This window comes from Porcipelethomonas ammoniilytica (genome assembly GCF_025567485.1).
GTDB classification, from domain to species: Bacteria; Bacillota; Clostridia; order Oscillospirales; family Ruminococcaceae; genus Porcipelethomonas; species Porcipelethomonas ammoniilytica.
On the sequence record NZ_JAOQKH010000002.1, the window covers coordinates 123,782 to 144,613 of the forward strand.

A 20,832-nucleotide genomic window follows, 5' to 3' on the forward strand; every position below is an offset into this window, starting at 1 on the left:
AAGTTTATTCCGAAATTTTTATTTTATAGTAGAAATTCAGATTGGGAATAAGATCTTCCCATGTACGGTTTTCTGAAATTCCTCTGGCATTTATGCTTTTTTCTATTCCGAATACGTCCGCTTTCATTCCTGTTACCGTTTTTGCAATAGTTTTTGCACAGAGTCCCGAAATTTGTTCTGCGACGTTTTTCTTTACTGATTCACGGTCAATATCGTTTTCTTCAGCGTTGCCGTTTATTTTTATTTCAACAGTAATATTTATTTTATCGTCCTGCTTTTCAGCGGTAATTTTTGTACTGCTTTTCCGTACATAAAAATCAACATTTCTGCCGTTTATGTCAAGAGGAAGATAAATGTCTTTAATACCGCCGTTTAACCAGCAAAGTCCTTTTGATTCATCACGGGAGAGAATACCGATCAATTTTTCCCCGTTTATTACGGACATATAAATCTCGCCGTCTTTATATACGGGAACGGCCGCCTTGCAGTCAACGCCGAGTAGATCGTCAATTACTGAGCTTATATTTTTTTTGACAATAATCCCGCTTCTGCTGCTGCTGTCAATTATCTCCGGAAGAAAATCACTTTCAGATTCGGCGACAAGTCCGGCGGCGTTTTCAGGTACGCATATTACTGAGCATGAAGGGGAAATACGGTTGTTCTGCAAAAGTGAACTCAGGTTTTTATATATATTTTCCGGACTTGCGGCAAACAGCTCCAGATGTCCGGCAAACAAATTTTTTCCCTGAGTTCTTTCAGAATCGGCAATTGCCGAAAACAAAGTTGTGCCTTGACCTGTCAATACTTCATCGCTGCCGTAAAGCTGTAAAGATATAGTTTGAACGTCGTTGCAATCAGCTCCTATTGTTCTTATAAAGCCTTTGTCTCTTACTTCGGATCTGCCGGAACAGCCGCTAAGCGTCAGCAGAAGCAGAAACGGCGGAATCAGACGTTTTGCTTTCATGTTTTAACTTCCTCCTTGTATACATTATAATGGGAACTATCACAGCCAGCAGTAATATTAATATGCCTGTTACGGCGGTCAGATCAATGTTCAGAATATTTACGGCTGACGACGCTCCGAGCATCAGTACAGTTGAAAGGAGAGTATTGTATTTCAGATCCGGAAAGATCTCCTTTATAAGCATTGAGCAAAGTACTATCTGAAGAGTTACGGTCATTACACATAGCATAGTAAACAAAATCATATATAAAGAGTCTGCTCTTTGAATACTGAAAGGCTGGGAGTAAGCGCCTGCTGAGAAAAACGGATAATCGGAAAGTTCCATGATTCTTCCCAGCACAGTTATTTCTATAACCGCAATAAGCTCTGTCAGAATAAATTTACCGGTAAAAAATGCAGTTATGCTTTTGGATCTTGGCTCAGGAACGAATTCCAGAAGAACAAACATCATTACAAGCTCGCCGGACGAACAGAATTCCCGTATAACAGATTCGGTTATTTCTTTAAAATCTGCATTAGGAGCAAAATTTGAAAGTTCTGCTTTAGGGTATGCGCCGAGTATCATTACAAAAAGAGAAAAGATAATAAGTCCCAGCATAATTGTTGCATATCTGTTAAAGGACTTTATTCCCATTGACGCAGTATAAATACATACGGCTGCAAGTATGATTGCTCCGGCAAGGCTGCTGTCTATGGGAAAGTATACGCTTTTAGTAACTCCCCAGAGATTACTGAAGGAAACCGAGCCCCATAAAATAAAAAACAGGAAGTAAAGAAATTTGCCGAACTTGCCGAAAAGCATTTCTTTTTTCAGTGAAAAATTCTTTTGTCTGTAAAGAGCCAGCATAGGTAAAACTGCCGCAAGCTGAAGAAGTATTGAAATCGCTGCCCCGGCCATTTGTCCGGCATCCGACGGATGTGCAGAGCATATAATACTGAACATTCTTATTCCTATTAAAACGGCAAAAAGCTGACTGTGGCTAATTCTGTTCATGAAGATCCTCCACTGTAAAATCATTATTCTGCATTTTTTTGAAACCTGACCGTACCGCTGTATCTCCCATAGCTTTTTTTATAAACGGAGCAAAAGGTGCGGTGTAAGGAAAGCCGTAATCCTCTGTGGCACACATATTGAAAAGAACGGCAGCGCCCAACAGGCTGATCCCGTAAAGACCCCAGATTCCTCCGCAGATCACAAAAACTATTCTCAGTATCGTAATGCTTTGAGTAAGCTCAGGGATAACAAAACCGCTTACTACCGATAATGCGGCAACTGTAAGAAGAGGAGTGCTTATCAGTCCCGACTGTACGGCGGAATCTCCTATTATAATTCCGGCAACGATGCTGACTGCTCCGCCTACTGCTTTAGGAAGCCTTAGTCCGGCTTCTTTTATGATTTCATACATTATAAGAACGCCTATGGTTTCGGCAACTATAGAAAACGGTGCGTTTTCTTCTGATTGCGAAAGTAACACAAGAAGAGTACTGTTTAAAAGTTCGGGGTGATGCATGGCAACGGCGACATAAAACGCGGGCAGTAAAACCGACAGAAAAAACGCCCCATACTTAAGCCATCTTATAAATGTACCGAAATAAGGTTTGAAATTATAATCGTCAACAGTCTGGAAATTGTCACTGACAAGTTTTGGTATGATAAGCGCATATGGATTGCCGTCTACCAGAATGGCAACACGGCCTTCAATAAGCTTGGAACATAATACGTCCGGACGTTCAGTCATACCTACAGAGGAAAAAATCCGATGTTTGCCTGATTCGATAAACGGCTGAATATAACCGGTTGAAAGAATGGATTCAAGTTCAGTTTTATTAAGGGAATCCATAATACGTTTTATGAGCTTTTTGGGAACACGGTCAGACATGTAGCAGATACAAAGGTCTGTCTGACTTTTATCTCCCAGAACAAAAAGCTTCTGGACAAGTACGGGAGATTTGATTTTTCTTCTTATCAGGGACATATTAGTACGTATGACTTCAACAAATCCCTCGTGAGACCCTGTTAGGTTGTTTTCGCCTGACGGTTCGTTAATGCCCCTTGATTCGTACCCCTGAACCCCGAAAGCGAGTACGTAATCTGCTCCGTCCGCTGCAAGCAGAGCAAAACCGGAATTCAGCAGACGGAAAAAGTCTTCATAGTTATATGCTGTGGGACGGTCTATGGATAACAGCATTTTTCCGTTTATGTGGCTTAACAGTGCTTCGGCGCTTTTGTCAGGCAGATCTATTTTCATTAAAGGGTGAAGAATGAGTTCGGTAATCGTGGCGGTGGAAACAAGTCCCTCACAGCAGAAAAGGCAAGCTTTTAAGCCGCTTATTTCAACCTCATTTATAAGTACGTCTGAGCTTTCACCTGAAATTTCTTTTATTTTTTTAATATTTTCGGATAAATCAGGTATTATAGGTATATTTTTTAAGATACTCTGCTTCATATAATTCTCCGTTCTCCGGCGGACCGGTTATATTTCACAGGTTATTATTGCCTGAAATGTGCAAAAAATACAATACATAAAAATAAAAAAGTCAAGAATCTGAAAAAATATGGGTATATAAAAGTGAGTTTTGTTAAAAAAACATAATAAAATGAAAAGCGGCTTTATCCAAAATAAACAAATATATTAAATATTCAAAAAAAACACTTTACATAACAGTATTTATAGAGTATAATATAAAAAAGAATTTATTCGGAATAAACTTGAGAAATCTTGGATTTGTAAAAGATATCTATTGACTTTTTTAAAAACATAGATTATAATATAAGTACAGCATGTTTGTCATATCTGCAAAATTTATATATTACATGTTAAAAAAATATAGTGTAATTTGCAAAATGACATTAAATCGACTTTTATTCATTATATTCAACAATTCAGAGTGATTTATTTTAGAAAATTATACAAAAAAGTTCTGAACCTATTGACTTTAACACTGTCATAATTTATAATTGTAATGTGATTTAGATTGCGAGTATAATTAAAGAGATGTACAGAGCAAGTATCTCTTTATTATATATTATTTTTTATGTTTTATTAGAAAAGGAGGAAAACGCAAATGAGAACAAAAAAACTTTTAGCAGGCGTATGCGCTTCACTTATGATCGCTGCTTCTGCTATTACGACTGTTACAGCTGCTGAAAGCGTAAACGTTACTATAGGTAACGCAACAGCTGCGCCAGGCGAAACGTTTACGGTAAAGATGGAGCTATCAGATATACCGTCTGCCGGAATTAACGCATGTGATTTTGGTATCAAGTATGATTCATCAGTTCTGACAATTGACGACGTTGCTTTAGGAGATCTGGCAAAGGGTGACGACACTTCGGTTGAGGGCATGCCTGACCCGTTTGTTTACAATATTGAGGACAATCTGGTTTGTGTAACTTATGGTGTAGGTACATCTAACACTGATTTTTACATGACAGGCTCAGGTACATTCCTTACAATTTCCGGTACTGTAAGTCAATCGGCAGCTCCAGGTACAAAATCCGATTTGGAAATTGTTGCTGTTGACAGACTGACAACTCCTACATCTTCATCAGTAAATGATGAAATAATTTTTGGATTATACGGTTCAGATGAAGAAGTGATTGTTTATGATCCTACAATTACTAACGGTTATGTTGAGGTTGAAGGCGAAGCAACAACTGAAGAGTCCACCGGAAATACAGGAACTTCAATTGACTTTGGCGAGGTTACGCTTATGGGTGATACAAACCGTGATGATGTTATAGACAGTACGGATATTGTTGTGTTAAATAAATATCTTTTAAATAAAGTTCAGTATCCGCTTCAGGACAGTTCAGCATATGCAAACGGAGACTGCGATAAAGATAAGGATTTAACTACAAAGGATAGTTTGTTTATTATTCAGCATGTTCTTGGAATTGAACTGTTAAATTGATTGCCTTTAAGCCGTTCGGCTTAATATAAAAGGGGGATCACCCAAAAAAATAATGTTAGTTTGTTGAGGATAACAAACAGAAAGGAAAAATAGTGATGAAGAAAGGTAAATTTCTTTCTATCTTAACAACTGTTGCTATGGCTGGCAGCATGGTGTTAAGTGTCGTACCTTTTACAGCTTCTGCTTATGTCGGTGACGTAGTTGAGACAGCGGGCAAATTTTCTATGACTGCTGATCAAACTAATTTCACACTGGATGAAATTAAAGCAGGCGCTACTGCAAAAGTAAAGGTACATTTTACAGGCGATGTGTCTGGTGAAAAAATGTTAAGTCTTGAGAGTAAATTTGATTGCAGCGACAGTGACTGGAAGGTTGTTCCAACAAATATGACACTCCCGTACCCATGTCAGATTGCTAATGACAAGGGATCTAAGCCTAGTAGCTTTAGAAAAGATTCTACAAATACATCCAGTATCTGGACTAAGGATTTTCCGGCTGATCCAGACAGTGCCAGAGGAAACCCGATTTCATATGCATTAAAAGTAGAATTAGAGGGCGGTTACCAACCAGGCGCATATCCGATTTTTAAATACATAACAGATGAAACAATCGGATACATTAAACCGGGTGAAGGCGATGCAGTTTGTGAATTTGATGTAGAATTCCCAACAGATTTGGCTGAAGGCGAATATACTATTGATTTTATGGATGCTCGTTGCGTTATTGATTTACATCGTGGTGGTGTAGATTTGGCAGACGCATTCCCAGAAACAACAGGCATTACATTTACAATTGGTGATAAGGCTGAAACTACACCGGCTGAAACAACACCAGCTGTAACAACAAAGGCTACAACTGTTAGCACATCAGATAACAGAAATTACATTGACGAATTTAAGTTATCTGCTGAAAAGGTAAAAGCAGAAGCCGGAGCAGACGATGTTGTTGTAGCAGTTTATTGTGATACAAACGAATATCTGATCGAAGCTCTTGAATTTAAGATGAGCTATGATAAGTCAGTGCTTGAACTTACAGAAATAGAAATTCCGGAACTGTGCGGTTTGGATCCTGCAGCTATTGATACGGCTATATCGACTGGAGTATTATCATATAAGCAGGTTGGTGAAGGCCAGATTACAAACTATGCAGAAGATCCTATTGCATTACTTCACTTCAAGGTTAGTGCTGATGCATCCGGTGAAATTCCTGTAAAAATTGTAGGCGCTACAAGAGATGTTCCAGTATGCTTACAGAAATATTGGCCAGCACCAGATTGGCTATACGATTATCTTACACCTGTTGTAACTGACGGTGCAATCATTATTGACGGCGATGTTACTACACCAGCTGAGACAACACCAGCTGTAACAACAAAGGCTACAACTGTTAGCACATCAGATAACAGAAATTACATTGACGAATTTAAGTTATCTGCTGAAAAGGTAAAAGCAGAAGCTGGAGCAGACGATGTTGTTGTAGCAGTTTATTGTGATACAAACGAATACTTGATCGAAGCTCTTGAATTTAAGATGAGCTATGATAAGTCAGTGCTTGAACTTACAGAAATAGAAATTCCGGAACTGTGCGGTTTGGATCCTGCAGCTATTGATACGGCTATATCGACTGGAGTATTATCATATAAGCAGGTTGGTGAAGGCCAGATTACAAACTATGCAGAAGATCCTATTGCATTACTTCACTTCAAGGTTAGTGCTGATGCATCCGGTGAAATTCCTGTAAAAATTGTAGGCGCTACAAGAGATGTTCCAGTATGCTTACAGAAATATTGGCCAGCACCAGATTGGCTATACGATTATCTTACACCTGTTGTAACTGACGGTGCAATCATTATTGACGGCGATGTTACAACACCGGCTGAGACAACACCTGCTGTAACAACAGTTAGCACAACAAAGGCTACAACTGTTAGCACAACAAAGGGTTCAGTGGATACAAATGTTTCAGTTTCTGTTTCAGCATCTGCATCCGCATCCGCATCAATTTCAGTATCTGTTTCTAATGTAGTATCAGTTTCGATTTCTGCAGTAGAAGGTAGCATAGTAACAGTTCCAGTAGCTTCTGCATCCGCATCAGCTTCTGCATCTGCATCAGCGTCAGCTTCTAAGGAAGTATCAGTATCTGTTTCTAATGTAGTATCAGTTTCGATTTCTGCAGTAGAAGGTAGTATAGTAACAGTTCCAGTAGCATCTGCATCTGCATCGGCTTCTGCATCTGCATCCGCATCAGCGTCAGCTTCTAAGGAAGTATCAGTATCTATTTCTAATGTAGTATCTGAAAAGGTTTCAGTATCCGTATCAGTATCTGAAAAGGTATCTGTATCAGTATCAGTTGTTACAGGAAAAGATGGTGAAATAATAACAGTTCCAGTAGCTTCTGCATCCGCATCAGCATCTGCATCAGCATCTGAAGTAGTTTCAGTATCTGTTTCAGTTTCTGAAAAGATTGTATATGTTGTTAGCACTCCAGTTAGTACAACAGGCGGCGGACAGACAACGACAGTTGCTATTTCAATTGATACAAGCGAAATTGACGCTGACGGCAGCAACCTCCAGTGGTACTATGCAGATGAAAAGGAATTTGTAATTGACGGTATTAAGGTATTCGTTGACGGTAAAGAAGTTGACGCAGAAGATCTTATTACTTTTGATACAACTCCTGAATCAACATACGATGGCAAGACATTTGATTATGTAGTTCCATTCGTTGTAACTGTAGGCGATCAGACAGCTGAAGGTACAATTAAGGCTAAGATCGGTCAGCGCGGTGACGCTAACTGTGACCATAAGGTAAGCGCTATGGATGCTTCTTACATTGCATTCAACCTGGCTCAGCTTGATGATTCCAAGAAGACAATCCTGACTAAGGAAGATGGCTTCGGCGTATTCCTTGCTAACTCTGATGAAGGTATGAAGGACGGCAAGTATGCACCATATGATCTCGCTGCAAAGGATGCGGCAACACTTGCTAACTTCCTTGCTCGTTCAGCATTCGAAAAGGATTTAACACTTTACGATGTAGCTGTTCTCAAGAAGTAATCAGTTTAATTTATTAATTTGCTTTGTTTTCGCAGGGACCGGAAATGGTCCGGTCTCCTGCTTAACAAATATAGAAAAGAAAGGAAAAAATTTAAAATGAAGAAAAATGTATTTTCAAGAACACTTGCAGTACTTGCTTCTACAGCAGTACTTGGTGCAGCATCAATGATTTCTGCTAGCGCAGCAGGCGAGGCTATTAGCCTTTCAGACGTTGTAGGTCAGCCTGGCGAAACAGTTACTATGCCAATAGTAGTATCTGCTAATAATGATTGTAACTCTTTTGATCTGCTCGTAGCTTGGGACGATGCAACTCTTACAGGTTCAGCAGCTACATTCTCAGGCTGCAACGGTGACACAGTACTTGGTGACCAGATGGTTTCAGTAGTTGGTTACACAAGCTCAACTATGGCTGACGGTGCAGTTGCTAGTATCAACTTCACAATTCCTGAAGATGCTGAAGATGGTCAGGTTTATGATGTTACTATCAGCTCTCTGAATTCATTCTCTACATCAACAGACGGTGACGTAGCAGTTGACAGCGTATCCGTATCAGGCGGTACAATCACTGTTGAAATTCCTGAAGAAACAACAGAAGCTCCTACAGAAGAAGCTACAACAGAAGCTCCTACAGCTGCTCCTACAGAAGAGGCTACAACAGCAGCAGCTACAACAGCTGCTCCTAAGAAGACAACTGGTTCACCTAAGACAGGTGTAACAGGCGTTGCAGTTGCAGTTGCAGGTCTTGTAACAGCTGGTGCTACAGCAGTAGTTCTTAAGAAGAGACACTAATTTTTAATTAATGTTCTTATAAAAAGCTCTCCGTAAAGGAGAGCTTTTTTTATTTCCCATTATTATAATAGTATAAAAAAAGAACGCGTTTGCGTTCTTTTTACTTTTTTTCATTGGGAATCCAGTCAATCCCGCCCCAGCCATCTATATTAGCACGCCGCATAGCTCCGAAAATACGGTCGGAAAAACCTTTATTGGTTTTGTCCATTTCGGAAATAAATTGTTTAATGCTTTCACGGTTAGTATGACCATCTGCCGGACATTTTGATTTAACAATATTTAAATTGTTTTTTATTGCAGCTTTTTTGACTTCCTTTTCAGGAGCAAAAACCATCGGTCTGATAAGAGTAAGATTTTTTCTTGATAAATAGCTTTTTGGGGAAAAGCAGCCTATACGGCCTTCAGTAAATAAATTCATTATAAATGTTTCAACTGCGTCATTAAAATGATGTCCGAGAGCAATTTTATTACAACCGTACTCAATTGCGGCATCATGAAGGGCGCCGCGACGCATTCTGGCACATAAACTGCATGGATGACTTTCTTTACGTACGTCAAAAACAATTTCACCAATATGAGTAGGGATAATATGGCATTCAACGTCAAGATTACGGCACATTTCTTCAATAGCCGCATAATTTCCCGGAACTCCGTCAAATTGCGGATCAAGTGTTATACTTACAATGTTATAATCAATGCCGATAAAACGACGCAGCATAACGAGTCCGTTTAATAGAACAAGACTGTCTTTGCCGCCGGAAACTCCTACAGCAATGACATCGCCATCAGAAATAAGATCAAATTCCTGAATGGCTTTTCGCATATATCCTAACATTTTCTGCATAGTAAACTCCAATCTGAAAAAGTTAATTTGTATATATTATACAACATTTTCAAGATTTTTTCAATTATACTTGAAAAAAAATTGAAAACAATATATACTATAATAAAAAAGGAGAAAGGATATTAATATGAAAACAATTTTAGTTACCGGCGGAACAGGATTTATTGGCAGTCATACTTGCGTTGAACTTCTTCAGGCAGGGTATAATGTAATTATTCTGGATAATCTTGTTAACTCTAAGGAGTCAAGTATAGATAGAATTAAGCAGATAACTGATCGTGATGTTAAATTTTATAAAACTGATTTATTGGATTTTGAAAGCACAAAGCGTGTTTTTGAAGAAAATGATATTGATTCGGTTATTCATTTTGCAGGATTAAAAGCAGTTGGGGAATCAGTTGAAAAACCGCTGGAATACTATGAAAACAATATCGGCGGAACGCTTAATCTTATCAAGGCAATGAGAGAGGCAAACTGCAAAAATATTGTATTTTCATCTTCAGCGACGGTTTACGGCGTGAACAATAAAGTTCCGTATACTGAGGACATGCCTACATCGGCAACTAATCCTTACGGTTATACAAAGGTAATGATAGAACAGATTTTGAATGATATGACGGTTTCCGATAAAGATTGGAGCGTTGTTGCACTGAGATATTTTAATCCTATCGGCGCACATGAAAGCGGTCTCATAGGAGAAGATCCAAATGGAATACCAAATAATTTAGTGCCCTATATAGCGCAGGTTGCTCAGGGAAAACTGGAGCATCTTCGAGTATTCGGAGATGATTATGAAACGCCTGACGGTACGGGGGTACGTGATTATATTCATGTTACGGATCTTGCAAGAGGTCATATTGCAGCGCTTGAATATGCAGCAGCACATAAAGGCTTTCAGCCTGTAAATCTCGGTACAGGCAAAGGAAGCAGTGTTATGGAAGTAGTTAAGGCATACGAAAAGGCGTGCGGAAAAAATATTCCTGTTGTGGTTACACCCAGACGTGCAGGTGATATTGCCGAGTCTTACGCTGAAACAGATCTTGCTAAGAAGCTTCTTAATTGGGAAGCTAAGCTTGATATTAATAAAATGTGTGCAGACAGCTGGAATTTTACTGTAAAAAATCCTGACGGATTAAAATAAATAATTGGAGGTTTGTTATGAAAAAACATATTGAAATTGAGGGAATGTCCTGCGAGCATTGTGTAAAAGCTGTTAAAAATGTACTTGAAGAGCTTGGCGGTACTGATATTACCGTAGATCTCAGCGGAGGTTTTGCGGAAGCTGAAATCAGCGCTGATGATAATAAAATTATTGAAGCTATTGCCGAAGAAGAATTTGAAGTAGTAAAAATAGAAAATATATAACAAAAAAGGGCTTACTTAATGTTGAAATAGTCAATAGTTAGTAGACACAAAAAAAGAAAAATTAAGCTGCCAGTTCAAGCCTGTATTGGACTGGCGGTTTTCGTTTAAGTTTGCGAACAGGTCTTATGTAATTAAAATAGTAAATAGTTTCTTCAACCGCTTTGTGTATATCATCACACATCCAATATTTGAAGTGTGACCGAAGCACATCTTTAAATCTGCCAAAGAAAGATTCAATAACAGCGTTATCTCTTGGAGTTCCGGCTCTTGACATACTTTGAATTGTGTTGTAAGATTTAAGTAGGCTACAATAACCTGCTGATGAGTACTGTACACCCTGATCGCTGTGCAAATGGATATTGATGATATTACTGAGAAATTTCCGGGCAAATATGATAAAGCTATTTCAGAAATGCTGAAATATGTTGACAAGTTAGAAATGGAGGGCAAAATATAATGAAAATATTAAAAGTAATTCCCTTAGCTGAAGTTAATGGTGTTAAATTTGGAATGAAACGTTGTGATGTTCGTAAAATTTTCGGCAATGCAACTGAATTCAAAAAGAGTAAGTTTAGCAAAACAACAACAGACGACTTCGGATTTTGCCACGTCTTTTATAATAAAAATGACGAATGTGAAGCAATAGAAATTTTTGATGAAAACGAAGTGCAAATTGACGACATTACAGTTTTCCCAGATAATGCAGATAAGCTTAAATCAATGCTTCCTGATATAGAAGATGATGATTGTGGCTTCATCAGCAAAAGTAAATCAATAGGTGTATATGCACCAGATGGTAAAATGGAAAGCATTTTATTTGGTTGTACAGGATATTACGATTAAAGACACAAAGAGCAGTACCGCAATTAAGCGATACTGCTTGTTTGTTTTTACATTAGCCGCCGTTTAGTCAATAACCATTAGAGTTTGAGAATACTTCTATATGGTCGTCGCCTTAATGTACGCCCTTTTTAATTTGCTGTGGTTTTATGCGTCTGCCTTGAAATTTCTCAGTCTCAGTGCGTTTGAGAGAACGGATACCGAACTTAAGCTCATTGCGGCGGCGGCTATCATCGGATTGAGAAGCGGTCCGCCGAAAATGTGAAGCAGTCCCATAGCTATAGGAATGCCCAATATATTGTAACCGAACGCCCAGAAAAGATTTTGTTTGATATTTCTTATTGTAGCATGACTTAATTTAATTGCAGTATTGACACCTTCAAGACTTCCGTTCATTAAAACAATATCAGCGCTTTCAATAGCAATATCAGTACCCGAACCTATCGCAATGCCCACATCTGATTGTGCAAGGGCAGGAGCGTCGTTGATACCGTCTCCAACCATAGCGGTAATTTTTCCGCTTTCCTGAATCTTTTTTATTTCCGCCGCTTTATCTTCCGGAAGTACTTCATAGATAACGTTCTTAATACCGGCGTATCCGGCAATTGTAAGAGCAGTCTGCTTATTGTCCCCTGTAAGCATAACGGTATTGATTCCTTTATTTTCAAGCTTGCTTACTGCGCTGCGGCTGGTTTCTTTGATTTGATCGGATATAGCAATAATACCTGCGGCTTTGCCGTCGACAGCGCAGATAACGGCGGTTTTGCCTTGATTTGCAAAGGTTGTAATTTGTGAAATAAAATCATCTTTAATTTTATATTCATTCATCATTTTTTCGTTGCCAATAATGATTTGTTTACCGTTGACAACTGCTTTTATTCCCATTCCGGAGATAGATTCAAAGTTTTCCGCTTCAGGTATCGTTATATTTCTGCTGTTAGCTTCTTTTACAATACTGTCGCCTAATGGGTGTTCTGAAAGCTTTTCGGCAGCTGCGGCATAGAGCAGTAAATCATTTTCATTAATACCGTTTGTTTTAATGTCAGTAACGACCGGTATGCCTTCTGTAATAGTACCTGTTTTGTCGAATACAACTGTATTTATTTTATGAGCGTTTTCAAGTACTTCGCCGCCTTTTATGAGAATACCGTTTTTAGCGCCTTGACCTGTAGCAATCATTATAGCGGTAGGAGTAGCAAGTCCCAGAGCGCATGGGCAGGCGATGACAAGTACTGAAATAAAGATAGTTATGCAGAAATCGTTGCTTTCTCCGGCAATTTTCCAACCCACAGCGGCTATAATTGCCAGTAAGATTACAGCCGGTACAAAATATGCTGAAATAACGTCAGCAAGTCTTGCGATCGGAGCTTTTTTGCCCTGTGCTTCTTCAACAAGTTTAATTATCTGTGAAATTGCTGTATCTTCACCTATTTTTTCGGCAGTGTATTCAATATAGCCGTTTTTATTTACTGTAGCGCCGATGACTTTGTCGCCGACGTTTTTGGTTACCGGCATGCTTTCACCTGTTAGCATGGATTCGTCAACAGAGGTAGTTCCTAGGGTCACAGTACCGTCAACCGGAAATTTCTCACCGGGTTTTACAATTACCGTATCGCCGATTTGTACAAGCTCGGATTTGACCTGAAGTTCCTTTTTGCCTCTTCTTACAGTTGCGATCTTAGGGGAAAGCTCCATAAGTTCTTTAATTGCCTGTGAAGATTTGCCCTTTGACAGTGATTCAAGATATTTTCCCAGAGTGATAAGGGTAAGAATAACGGCAGCGGATTCAAAATAAAGTTCCATAGCCATATGCTCATGACCGTTTTTTATTTTGGTAATGGCAAAAATACCGTAAACTACAGAAGATAGAGTACCTACTGCAATAAGGCTGTCCATATTCGGACTAAGTCTGAACAGGTTTTTAATACCCTTTAAATAGAACATGTAACCGGTAGCCATAACCGGAATAGTAAGCGCAAGCTGTATAATCGCAAAATTCAGCGGATTTTCCATAGGATCAATTATTTTCGGCAGAGGCATTCCCACCATGTGTCCCATACTGATAATAAGAAGAGGAACGGTAAAAATCATAGATATGATAAAGCGTATCAGCAACTTTTTGTGTGCCGGCATTTCAGACTTTGCGTTTTTTCCGGCAATATTATACCCTGCTTTTTTTATGGCAGACACTATTTCGCTTTCATTTATGTTTTTATCATCAAAACTGACATATAGCTTCTCAGCGGCAAAGTTGACGTTAGCCTTATCTACACCGTTAAGTTTGTTCAGAGTTCTTTCAATACGGCCTGCACAGGCTGAGCATGTCATGCCCGTTATCTGATAGCTTTTTTCCATATGGTATCCTCCATTATTCAATGTTGTTTTTAATTATTATAACCAATAATTATTAATTTTTCAAATTTGTTAGTGTCGGGAAACATTTTTATAAATACGGTAAAATAATCGTTAAATTCTACAAATATTGTAAAAAAGACCTTTTTCACGTTGCATTGTTAATGGAAATGTGATAAAATATAGTAATATTTAAGGTGACGTTAATGTTAGAAGCGTATGAATGGAGATTATTATGAACGAATCAATGTTATGGTATAATAATGCTGCGGAAAATTTTGACAGCGCTCTTCCGGTGGGCAACGGACGCATCGGAGGAATGGTTTACGGACGTACCGAACATGAGCTTATACAGTTAAATGAAGATTCCGTGTGGTCGGGAGGCAAAAGAAACAGAAATAATCCGGACGCACCCGAGGGGTTAAAGGAAGTAAGAGAACTGCTTAAACAGGAGAGAATTCCCGAAGCAGAGGAAATTGCGTTCAGGAAATTACAGGGCGTATCTTCGGAAAGCCGTCATTATATGCCGTTAGGCAATCTTAATATAGATATGAAGCTTGACGGACGTGCAAAAGAATACAAAAGAGGTCTTGATCTGGAAAATGCAGCAGCATTTACGGAGTTTTTGTCGGGAGAAACAAGATACAGACGGGAGGTTTTTGTATCTGAACCTGATAATGTTATGATTGTTCACATTTCTGCGGAAAACGGTACTGTAGAGCTTTCTGCATACCTTGACGGCAGAAACGGTTATTATGATGATAATCGTCCTGTTAAGAAAAATATGATAATGTTTTCGGGAGGTTCGGGCGGTAAGGACGGATTGTTTTTTGCGGCGGTTTTGTCAGCATTTTCTCAGGGCGGTACGATATGCACTGAAGGCGGCAGGCTTATTGTCAAAAATGCGGAAGAAGTAACGCTTGTGCTTGGCGTGAGAAGCAGCTACTACACAGATGAAGCCTATGAGGAAGCCGCTGTCATGGACGTAGAATACGCCCTTGAGTGCAGTTACGACGAGCTTAGGTACAGGCATGAATGCGATAATAAGGCTTTATATGACAGAGTATCGTTAAAGCTTAACGACAACAGTGACGAGGGTTCTTCTCTTCCTACAGACGAGCGTATTATGAGAATGCGGGGAGACGATTTTGACGACAAGGAATGTGACAGCCATATACATGATAACGGTCTTATGGTTCTATATTTTAATTTTGCAAGATATCTTATGATCTCCGGAAGCCGCCCGGGTACGCTGCCCTTAAACCGTCAGGGAATATGGAATCAGGATATGAATCCGGAGCTTGGTTCAAGATTTGCAGTAAATATTAATACGGAAATGAATTATTGGTGTGCTGAAAGCTGTAATCTTTCGGAATGTCATGAACCGCTTTTTGATCTGATTGAAAAAATAAGGGAATCCGGACGTGTTACTGCCCGTGAAATGTACGGCTGTTCCGGATATGTATGTCATCACAATACTGATTTGTGGGGAGATACTGCTCCGCAGGATACGTGTAAAGCGTCAACAATTTGGCCTTTGGGAGCCGCATGGCTTTGCCTGCATATATTTGAACATTATGAATACACTCAGGACATAGAATTTTTGAAGACTAAATATCCGCTTATGCGTGAAGCGGCAGAATTTTTTACTGATTATCTGATCGAGGATAACGAGGGAAGACTTGTGACAAGTCCGTCAGTTTCTCCTGAAAATACTTATCTTACGCAAAGCGGTGTGAAAGGCAGTCTTTGCATGGGATCTTCTATGGACAGTCAGATCATAACAGTATTATTTAGCGATGTTATTAAAAGCTCTGAGATTCTGGATGACGACCATGAATTTGCAGATAAGCTGAAAGGTATGCTTGAAAAGCTGCCCAAACCGGAAGTGGGAAAATACGGTCAGATAAAGGAATGGGCAGTGGATTACGACGAGGTTGAAATAGGTCACAGACATATTTCACAGCTTTTTGCCCTGCATCCGGCAGACCTTATCACGCCGTATAAAACTCCTAAGCTTGCTGATGCTGCAAGAGCAACCCTTATAAGACGTCTTATTCACGGAGGAGGACATACGGGCTGGAGCCGTGCGTGGATAGCTAATATGTGGGCGAGACTTTACGACAGCGATATGGTTTATGAAAATCTTCAGAAGCTTATTGCTTACTCTACTGACCCTAATTTGTTTGATACTCACCCACCTTTCCAGATAGACGGAAATTTCGGAGGAGCATCTGCAATGACAGAAGCGCTTCTTCAGAGTCACAGCGGAGAAATTAACCTTCTTCCGGCGCTTCCTTCGGAATGGAAAACCGGAGAAATAAGAGGACTGAGAGCAAAGGGAGGATTTGAAGTTTCGATAAATTGGGCGGACGGTAAGCTGAAAACTGCTGAATTAAAATCACTTTGCGGAAATAAATGCGTTGTTCGTCCGAATACAATAGTAAGTATCTCGTGCGATGGAGAGAGCGTTAACGCTCTTCAGTCTGATGGCATCATAACATTTGATACTGAAAAGGGACGTATTTATATGATAAGGAGTTAAATTAAAAAAATCATGAAAAAAATTATAACTGCTGCGGTAATAATGTCAATGGCAGCACTGTTTACAGCCTGCGAGGAGATTTCACAGGAGCCTTTAAATAAAACCGATTCTTCAGCATACGCTCCAACGGAAGAAGTTACTGAATATGTAGAAGAAACTGTATCGTTTACTGAATATGTTGCGAAGGTTCCGGAAATAAATACCACAGAAGCCAGTATGACCATAGAAGCAGAGGATTGTAAGCTTAACGGCAGTCTTTATACCGATGAACAGCGCAAAGGCTTTTCCGGAAACGGATACGTTACAGGCTTTTACGGCGGTTCAGCTGATTATCTTGTCATACCTGCCGATATTCCGTCGTCTCAGCATTATAATATTACCGTATGCGTTGCAGCTGACAGCAATGTTACAAGCTCCGTCAATGTTAATGACCGCAATATCGGTGAGTTTGTTATCGACGGCGAGGATGAAAGGTTTGTACGTGTAACTTTTTACGGAGTGTATATGGACGAAGGTGAAGCTTTGATTCAGATTAATCAGGGCAGCGATAATTTTGAAATTGATTATATAGAAATCAATAATAATGATAATATTTATGAAAATGATTTTGAGATTCAGACTGAACCTGTAGCGCCTGAGGCGTCTAATGAAACAAAAAAACTTTTGAAATATCTAAATGATAATTTTGGTAAAAAAATTATTACCGGACAATATGCATCAAACTATAAAAATACAGAGCTGGAATTGATTTATAAAAAAACCGGCAAATATCCTGCTATACGCTTTGGAGATATAGGCGGTTATGCGCAGGGAAGTATTCCTGACGAAAGCGAAATTAAAGCGGCAAAGGATTGGAACGAAAAGGGCGGTATAGTAGGCTTTATGTGGTACTGGAATTCTCCGTCAAGCGATTCTTCAATTTATGCTAAGGATACTAAATTCAGTCTGAAATCTGCAATGACAGACGAAGATATATCTCAAATGGGAATTGCCGAAATACAGGATCTCTATAAGCAGGGAAAAATCACTAAGGAATGTTTGAAGCTTGTAGAGGATATAGACGCTGTTTCAGAAGGATTTTCAGAGCTTGCCGAAGAGGGAATACCTATTCTCTGGAGACCTTTGCATGAGTCAGGCGGCGGCTGGTACTGGTGGGGTGCTGACGGTGAGGAAGCGTATCAGTGGCTTTATGATCTCATGTATGACCGTATGACCGGATATCACAAGCTTGACAACCTTATCTGGATTTGGAATGGTCAGAGCGAGGATTATATGGTGGACAGCAGCAAGTATGATATTGCGGCTATAGATATATATATGGGACCTAATATGGTATACGGAAGCCGTTCCGAACAGTATCAGTGGCTTAAGCAGGTGACCGACAGCGGAAAAATTCTGGCAATTGGGGAATGCAGTTCTATTCCGGGAATTGATGAAATGATTCGTGATAATTCACTGTGGTCGTTCTTCGGACTGTGGTACGGCGATTACCTTACAAGCAGCAGCGGCGATACCGCAGATGTTTATACTACGGAAGAAGATCTGATAAAAATGTATAATGCAGAAAATTCAATTACCCTTGAAAGCTATGCAGATGTGTACGGGCATAGGAATTAGTCAAAAAATATAAATTACTGTCAAAAAAGTCCGGTTCTGTACTGGACTTTTTTATATTATTATAGTATAATAATATAAAATAATTATACGTAGTGGGGGATTTTTAATGCTTTTGACAGTAATTCTTAGTTTGTTATCTGTTATTATTATAATATTATCGTATATTTTAGTGAAAACAGGCAAAGTTTCGGACAAAATACAATCGGCGGTTATACTTTGCGGATTTGCAGTTCAGTTAATAGCAGTTATAGCGTCTTTTTTTGCCGGAAATAGTTTTACTGCAATGAGTATTGCGGTAATGGCGGCTGATCTGTTTATTGGTTTGCCAAAAATATTGTACGGGAAAATAACAAATAAGAAAATAATTTATTTTATTGAAAACAATAAAAAGTGGTTAACCGGAATAGCTGTAGGAACGGCAGCAGTACTGTTGTTTGAAGCGTTTATCTGTAATTTCGGAGCGTTTAATCTTATTATGCCGTCGTCTCCTAATGAAATGATACTGCCCTTATCACGTGCGTCTGTAAACGGCAGTGCAAATTCTTCCGACGTTATTACTGTAAATTCAGGAGAAACGGTATCAATAGAGTTCACTAATATCAATTATGATGTGAGAACAATATACGCAGATGTTGAATTATCCGGTGATGCGGGAGAGGGTACAATTGAGATAGCTTATTCTGATGAAACCACAGCAGAATACCGTTACGATGCTCATCTTAATTACATAGGCGGCAATGATAACAGTAAATACATAATATGCAGTTTTTCAGGCAAAGTCGGAAATATGAAATTCAATGTTAAAGCGCCCGATGGAAGTACGGTAGTACTGAAAGATTTTTCTGTAAATAAAGCTATACCGTTTCATTTTTCATGGATAAGATTTATTATAATTTTGGCGGGCGTGTTGTTTTTAATAACTCTTGCATATTGTTCGCTGATGAAAAGGGAATGCGGAAAATCAAAATCCCTTTTAATAAGTTCTGTAGTGATAACGGCAGTATTTGTGTTGATCGGAACAGGACTGCTGTTTGTTCGGGAGGATATGTTTTCAGATTTATTTTCAAATCCGGACACAAATCAGATAAACAAGGAATTGGTCGACGCTTTTGAAGCAGGACAGGTAAGTCTTCTTGAAACTCCGCCGCAGGAGCTGCTGGAGCTTGAAAATCCTTATGATTATTTGACGCGTCAAAGCAAAGGTATTTCATATTTATGGGATCATGTACTTTTTGAAGGAAAGTATTATTCCTATTACGGAATAGGTTCTGTTTTAACGTTGTTTTTGCCGTATCATATGATAACAGGAAAGTATTTTTCTTCGTTGTTGGCGTCATTTATTTACAGTATAATAGGGATAGTGTTTTTAACCTTGACTTACTTCGTATTTATCAAAAGATTTTTTCCTAAAATTTCAAACGGTATAGCAACAGCAGGACTTGTAATTGTACAAGCGTCTTCATTTATTTGGTACCTTATGATTAGAGGCGATATTTATGAGCTTGCACAGACCAGCGGTTTTGCTTTCCTGATGTCGGGTGCATTTTTCCTGCTTAGCTCAGGAGTTATAGGAAAGGGTAAGGTTTCAAGAGTAAAAATTTGTATATCTACGGTTCTTCTTTCAATAGCGGTGTTATGCCGTGCGGTTCTGGCGCTTTACTGCGTTGTTGCACTGTTGTTTATTTATGCAGGTGTGAAGAAAATCGTAAAAACATCTGAAAATCCGACATTCAAGGCAAATAAAAAACCAATTATAACATTTCTGCTTGCGGCGCTTCTTCCTTTTGTACTGATAGGCTCTGTACAGATGGTATATAATTATCTCAGATTTGGTTCTGTATTTGAATTCGGTATAAAGTATAGCTTGACTATCAATGATTTTACTCACATACAATTTCATATACCCATCATGCTCATTGCATTTTATAATTATCTTTTTACTGTACCAAAGGTTTCTACAGTATTTCCGTTTATAACAACCAATTATGATTCACTTTCAGTTAACGGATATTGCTTTTTGTCATCGTTTAGTGCATGCGGATTGATTTTCCGTGCCGTACCTGTATTGGGATATGTATTTGGAGGAAAAGCCTATAAAAAGTCAACTAATCCCAACAAACGTCTGGCGGCGATAATAATAATTTCAGGCTGTATTATTGTTCCGTTTATTCAAATGTTTCTTGTATGGAGTAATGGCTATACGCCTAGATATGCCGTTGACTTTGCTTGGCAGATGATATTCGGCGCTTTTGCGATTCTGTTTGTATTGCATGAACATATTTCCGAACCAATGAAAAGAGTAATGTATTTTATTTTTGCTGTTTCGGTGGTCATATCAGTAGTAGTAAATTTTGCTTTAATTTATGAATATATTTTTGATTATGGAAGTATGCCTATATATATTTCCGCTGATGTTCGCCGTTCGATGGCTTCCTTCGCAAGACTGTTTGAATTCTGGAATATTATGTAAATAATTTCGTAATTAAATTAAAAAGTCCGGCTTTTTGCTGGACTTTTTATGTTATATATAGTATAATAAAATATA

General features: G+C 38.8%; 15 protein-coding genes. 9 read left to right on the forward strand and 6 right to left on the reverse strand.

Annotated elements, in window-relative coordinates; genetic code table 11:
• Positions 1 to 4: 4 nt before the first annotated feature.
• The 3 genes from OCV67_RS02195 to OCV67_RS02205 are packed head-to-tail and all read right to left on the reverse strand — an operon-like array spanning position 5 to position 3,411.
• Entirely contained in the window at positions 5 to 964 is a 960-nt protein-coding gene (locus tag OCV67_RS02195) for a Ger(x)C family spore germination C-terminal domain-containing protein (RefSeq protein ID WP_147642225.1), read from the reverse strand.
• Complete coding sequence (locus OCV67_RS02200; protein WP_147642226.1) at positions 915 to 1,958, reverse strand: hypothetical protein; 1,044 nt, start codon at positions 1,956 to 1,958, stop codon at positions 915 to 917. The genes OCV67_RS02195 and OCV67_RS02200 overlap by 50 nt, the downstream gene beginning before the upstream one ends.
• Entirely contained in the window at positions 1,945 to 3,411 is a 1,467-nt protein-coding gene (locus OCV67_RS02205; RefSeq protein WP_147642227.1) for a spore germination protein, read from the reverse strand. Before OCV67_RS02205 ends, OCV67_RS02200 begins: the two co-directional genes overlap by 14 nt.
• A gap of 619 nt (positions 3,412 to 4,030) precedes the next feature.
• On the opposite strand from OCV67_RS02205, the gene OCV67_RS02210 reads away from it, so the two are divergent.
• The 3 genes from OCV67_RS02210 (at position 4,031) to OCV67_RS02220 (ending at position 8,724) form a co-directional block, all read left to right on the forward strand.
• Complete coding sequence (locus OCV67_RS02210; protein ID WP_147642228.1) at positions 4,031 to 4,879, forward strand: cohesin domain-containing protein; 849 nt, start codon at positions 4,031 to 4,033, stop codon at positions 4,877 to 4,879.
• 95 nt (positions 4,880 to 4,974) lie between these two features.
• Positions 4,975 to 7,935, forward strand: a complete 2,961-nt coding sequence (locus OCV67_RS02215; RefSeq protein ID WP_147642229.1) for a hypothetical protein — start codon at positions 4,975 to 4,977, stop codon at positions 7,933 to 7,935.
• A 96-nt stretch (positions 7,936 to 8,031) separates the two neighbouring features.
• Positions 8,032 to 8,724: a cohesin domain-containing protein gene (locus tag OCV67_RS02220; RefSeq protein ID WP_147642230.1), complete on the forward strand. Its 693-nt coding sequence runs from the start codon at positions 8,032 to 8,034 to the stop codon at positions 8,722 to 8,724.
• Between the two features lie 100 nt (positions 8,725 to 8,824).
• Here OCV67_RS02220 and OCV67_RS02225 read toward each other — a convergent pair whose 3' ends face one another.
• A complete protein-coding gene (locus OCV67_RS02225; RefSeq protein WP_147642231.1) occupies positions 8,825 to 9,568 on the reverse strand; it encodes a tRNA 2-thiocytidine biosynthesis TtcA family protein in 744 nt (247 codons plus the stop codon).
• Between the two features lie 127 nt (positions 9,569 to 9,695).
• Between OCV67_RS02225 and galE the strand changes: the two genes are divergently transcribed.
• Both galE and OCV67_RS02235 read left to right on the forward strand, forming a co-directional pair.
• Positions 9,696 to 10,709, forward strand: coding sequence for a UDP-glucose 4-epimerase GalE (gene galE, locus OCV67_RS02230; RefSeq protein WP_147642232.1), 1,014 nt, complete (start codon positions 9,696 to 9,698; stop codon positions 10,707 to 10,709).
• Between the two features lie 17 nt (positions 10,710 to 10,726).
• Positions 10,727 to 10,933, forward strand: a complete 207-nt coding sequence (locus OCV67_RS02235; protein WP_147642233.1) for a heavy-metal-associated domain-containing protein — start codon at positions 10,727 to 10,729, stop codon at positions 10,931 to 10,933.
• A 61-nt stretch (positions 10,934 to 10,994) separates the two neighbouring features.
• Here the strand turns inward: OCV67_RS02235 and OCV67_RS13690 are convergent, their stop codons facing one another.
• On the reverse strand, positions 10,995 to 11,207 hold the full coding sequence (locus OCV67_RS13690; protein WP_178084960.1) for an integrase core domain-containing protein: 213 nt from the start codon (positions 11,205 to 11,207) through the stop codon (positions 10,995 to 10,997).
• Between the two features lie 182 nt (positions 11,208 to 11,389).
• Between OCV67_RS13690 and OCV67_RS02240 the strand changes: the two genes are divergently transcribed.
• Positions 11,390 to 11,776, forward strand: coding sequence for a hypothetical protein (locus tag OCV67_RS02240; RefSeq protein ID WP_147642234.1), 387 nt, complete (start codon positions 11,390 to 11,392; stop codon positions 11,774 to 11,776).
• Between the two features lie 144 nt (positions 11,777 to 11,920).
• On the opposite strand, the gene OCV67_RS02245 is transcribed toward OCV67_RS02240, so the two are convergent.
• Entirely contained in the window at positions 11,921 to 14,128 is a 2,208-nt protein-coding gene (locus OCV67_RS02245) for a heavy metal translocating P-type ATPase (protein ID WP_147642235.1), read from the reverse strand.
• A gap of 232 nt (positions 14,129 to 14,360) precedes the next feature.
• On the opposite strand from OCV67_RS02245, the gene OCV67_RS02250 reads away from it, so the two are divergent.
• The 3 genes from OCV67_RS02250 to OCV67_RS02260 all read left to right on the forward strand — a co-directional run bounded on the left by OCV67_RS02250 (position 14,361) and on the right by OCV67_RS02260 (position 20,757).
• Positions 14,361 to 16,670 (forward strand): glycoside hydrolase family 95 protein, encoded by a 2,310-nt coding sequence (locus OCV67_RS02250; RefSeq protein WP_262644189.1) that lies wholly within the window; start codon positions 14,361 to 14,363, stop codon positions 16,668 to 16,670.
• Between the two features lie 48 nt (positions 16,671 to 16,718).
• The gene (locus OCV67_RS02255; RefSeq protein ID WP_178084961.1) at positions 16,719 to 18,287 is read left to right on the forward strand and encodes a glycosyl hydrolase; all 1,569 of its coding nucleotides are present in this window, start codon (positions 16,719 to 16,721) and stop codon (positions 18,285 to 18,287) included.
• 106 nt (positions 18,288 to 18,393) lie between these two features.
• A complete protein-coding gene (locus OCV67_RS02260; protein ID WP_147642238.1) occupies positions 18,394 to 20,757 on the forward strand; it encodes a hypothetical protein in 2,364 nt (787 codons plus the stop codon).
• Positions 20,758 to 20,832: the final 75 nt, after the last annotated feature.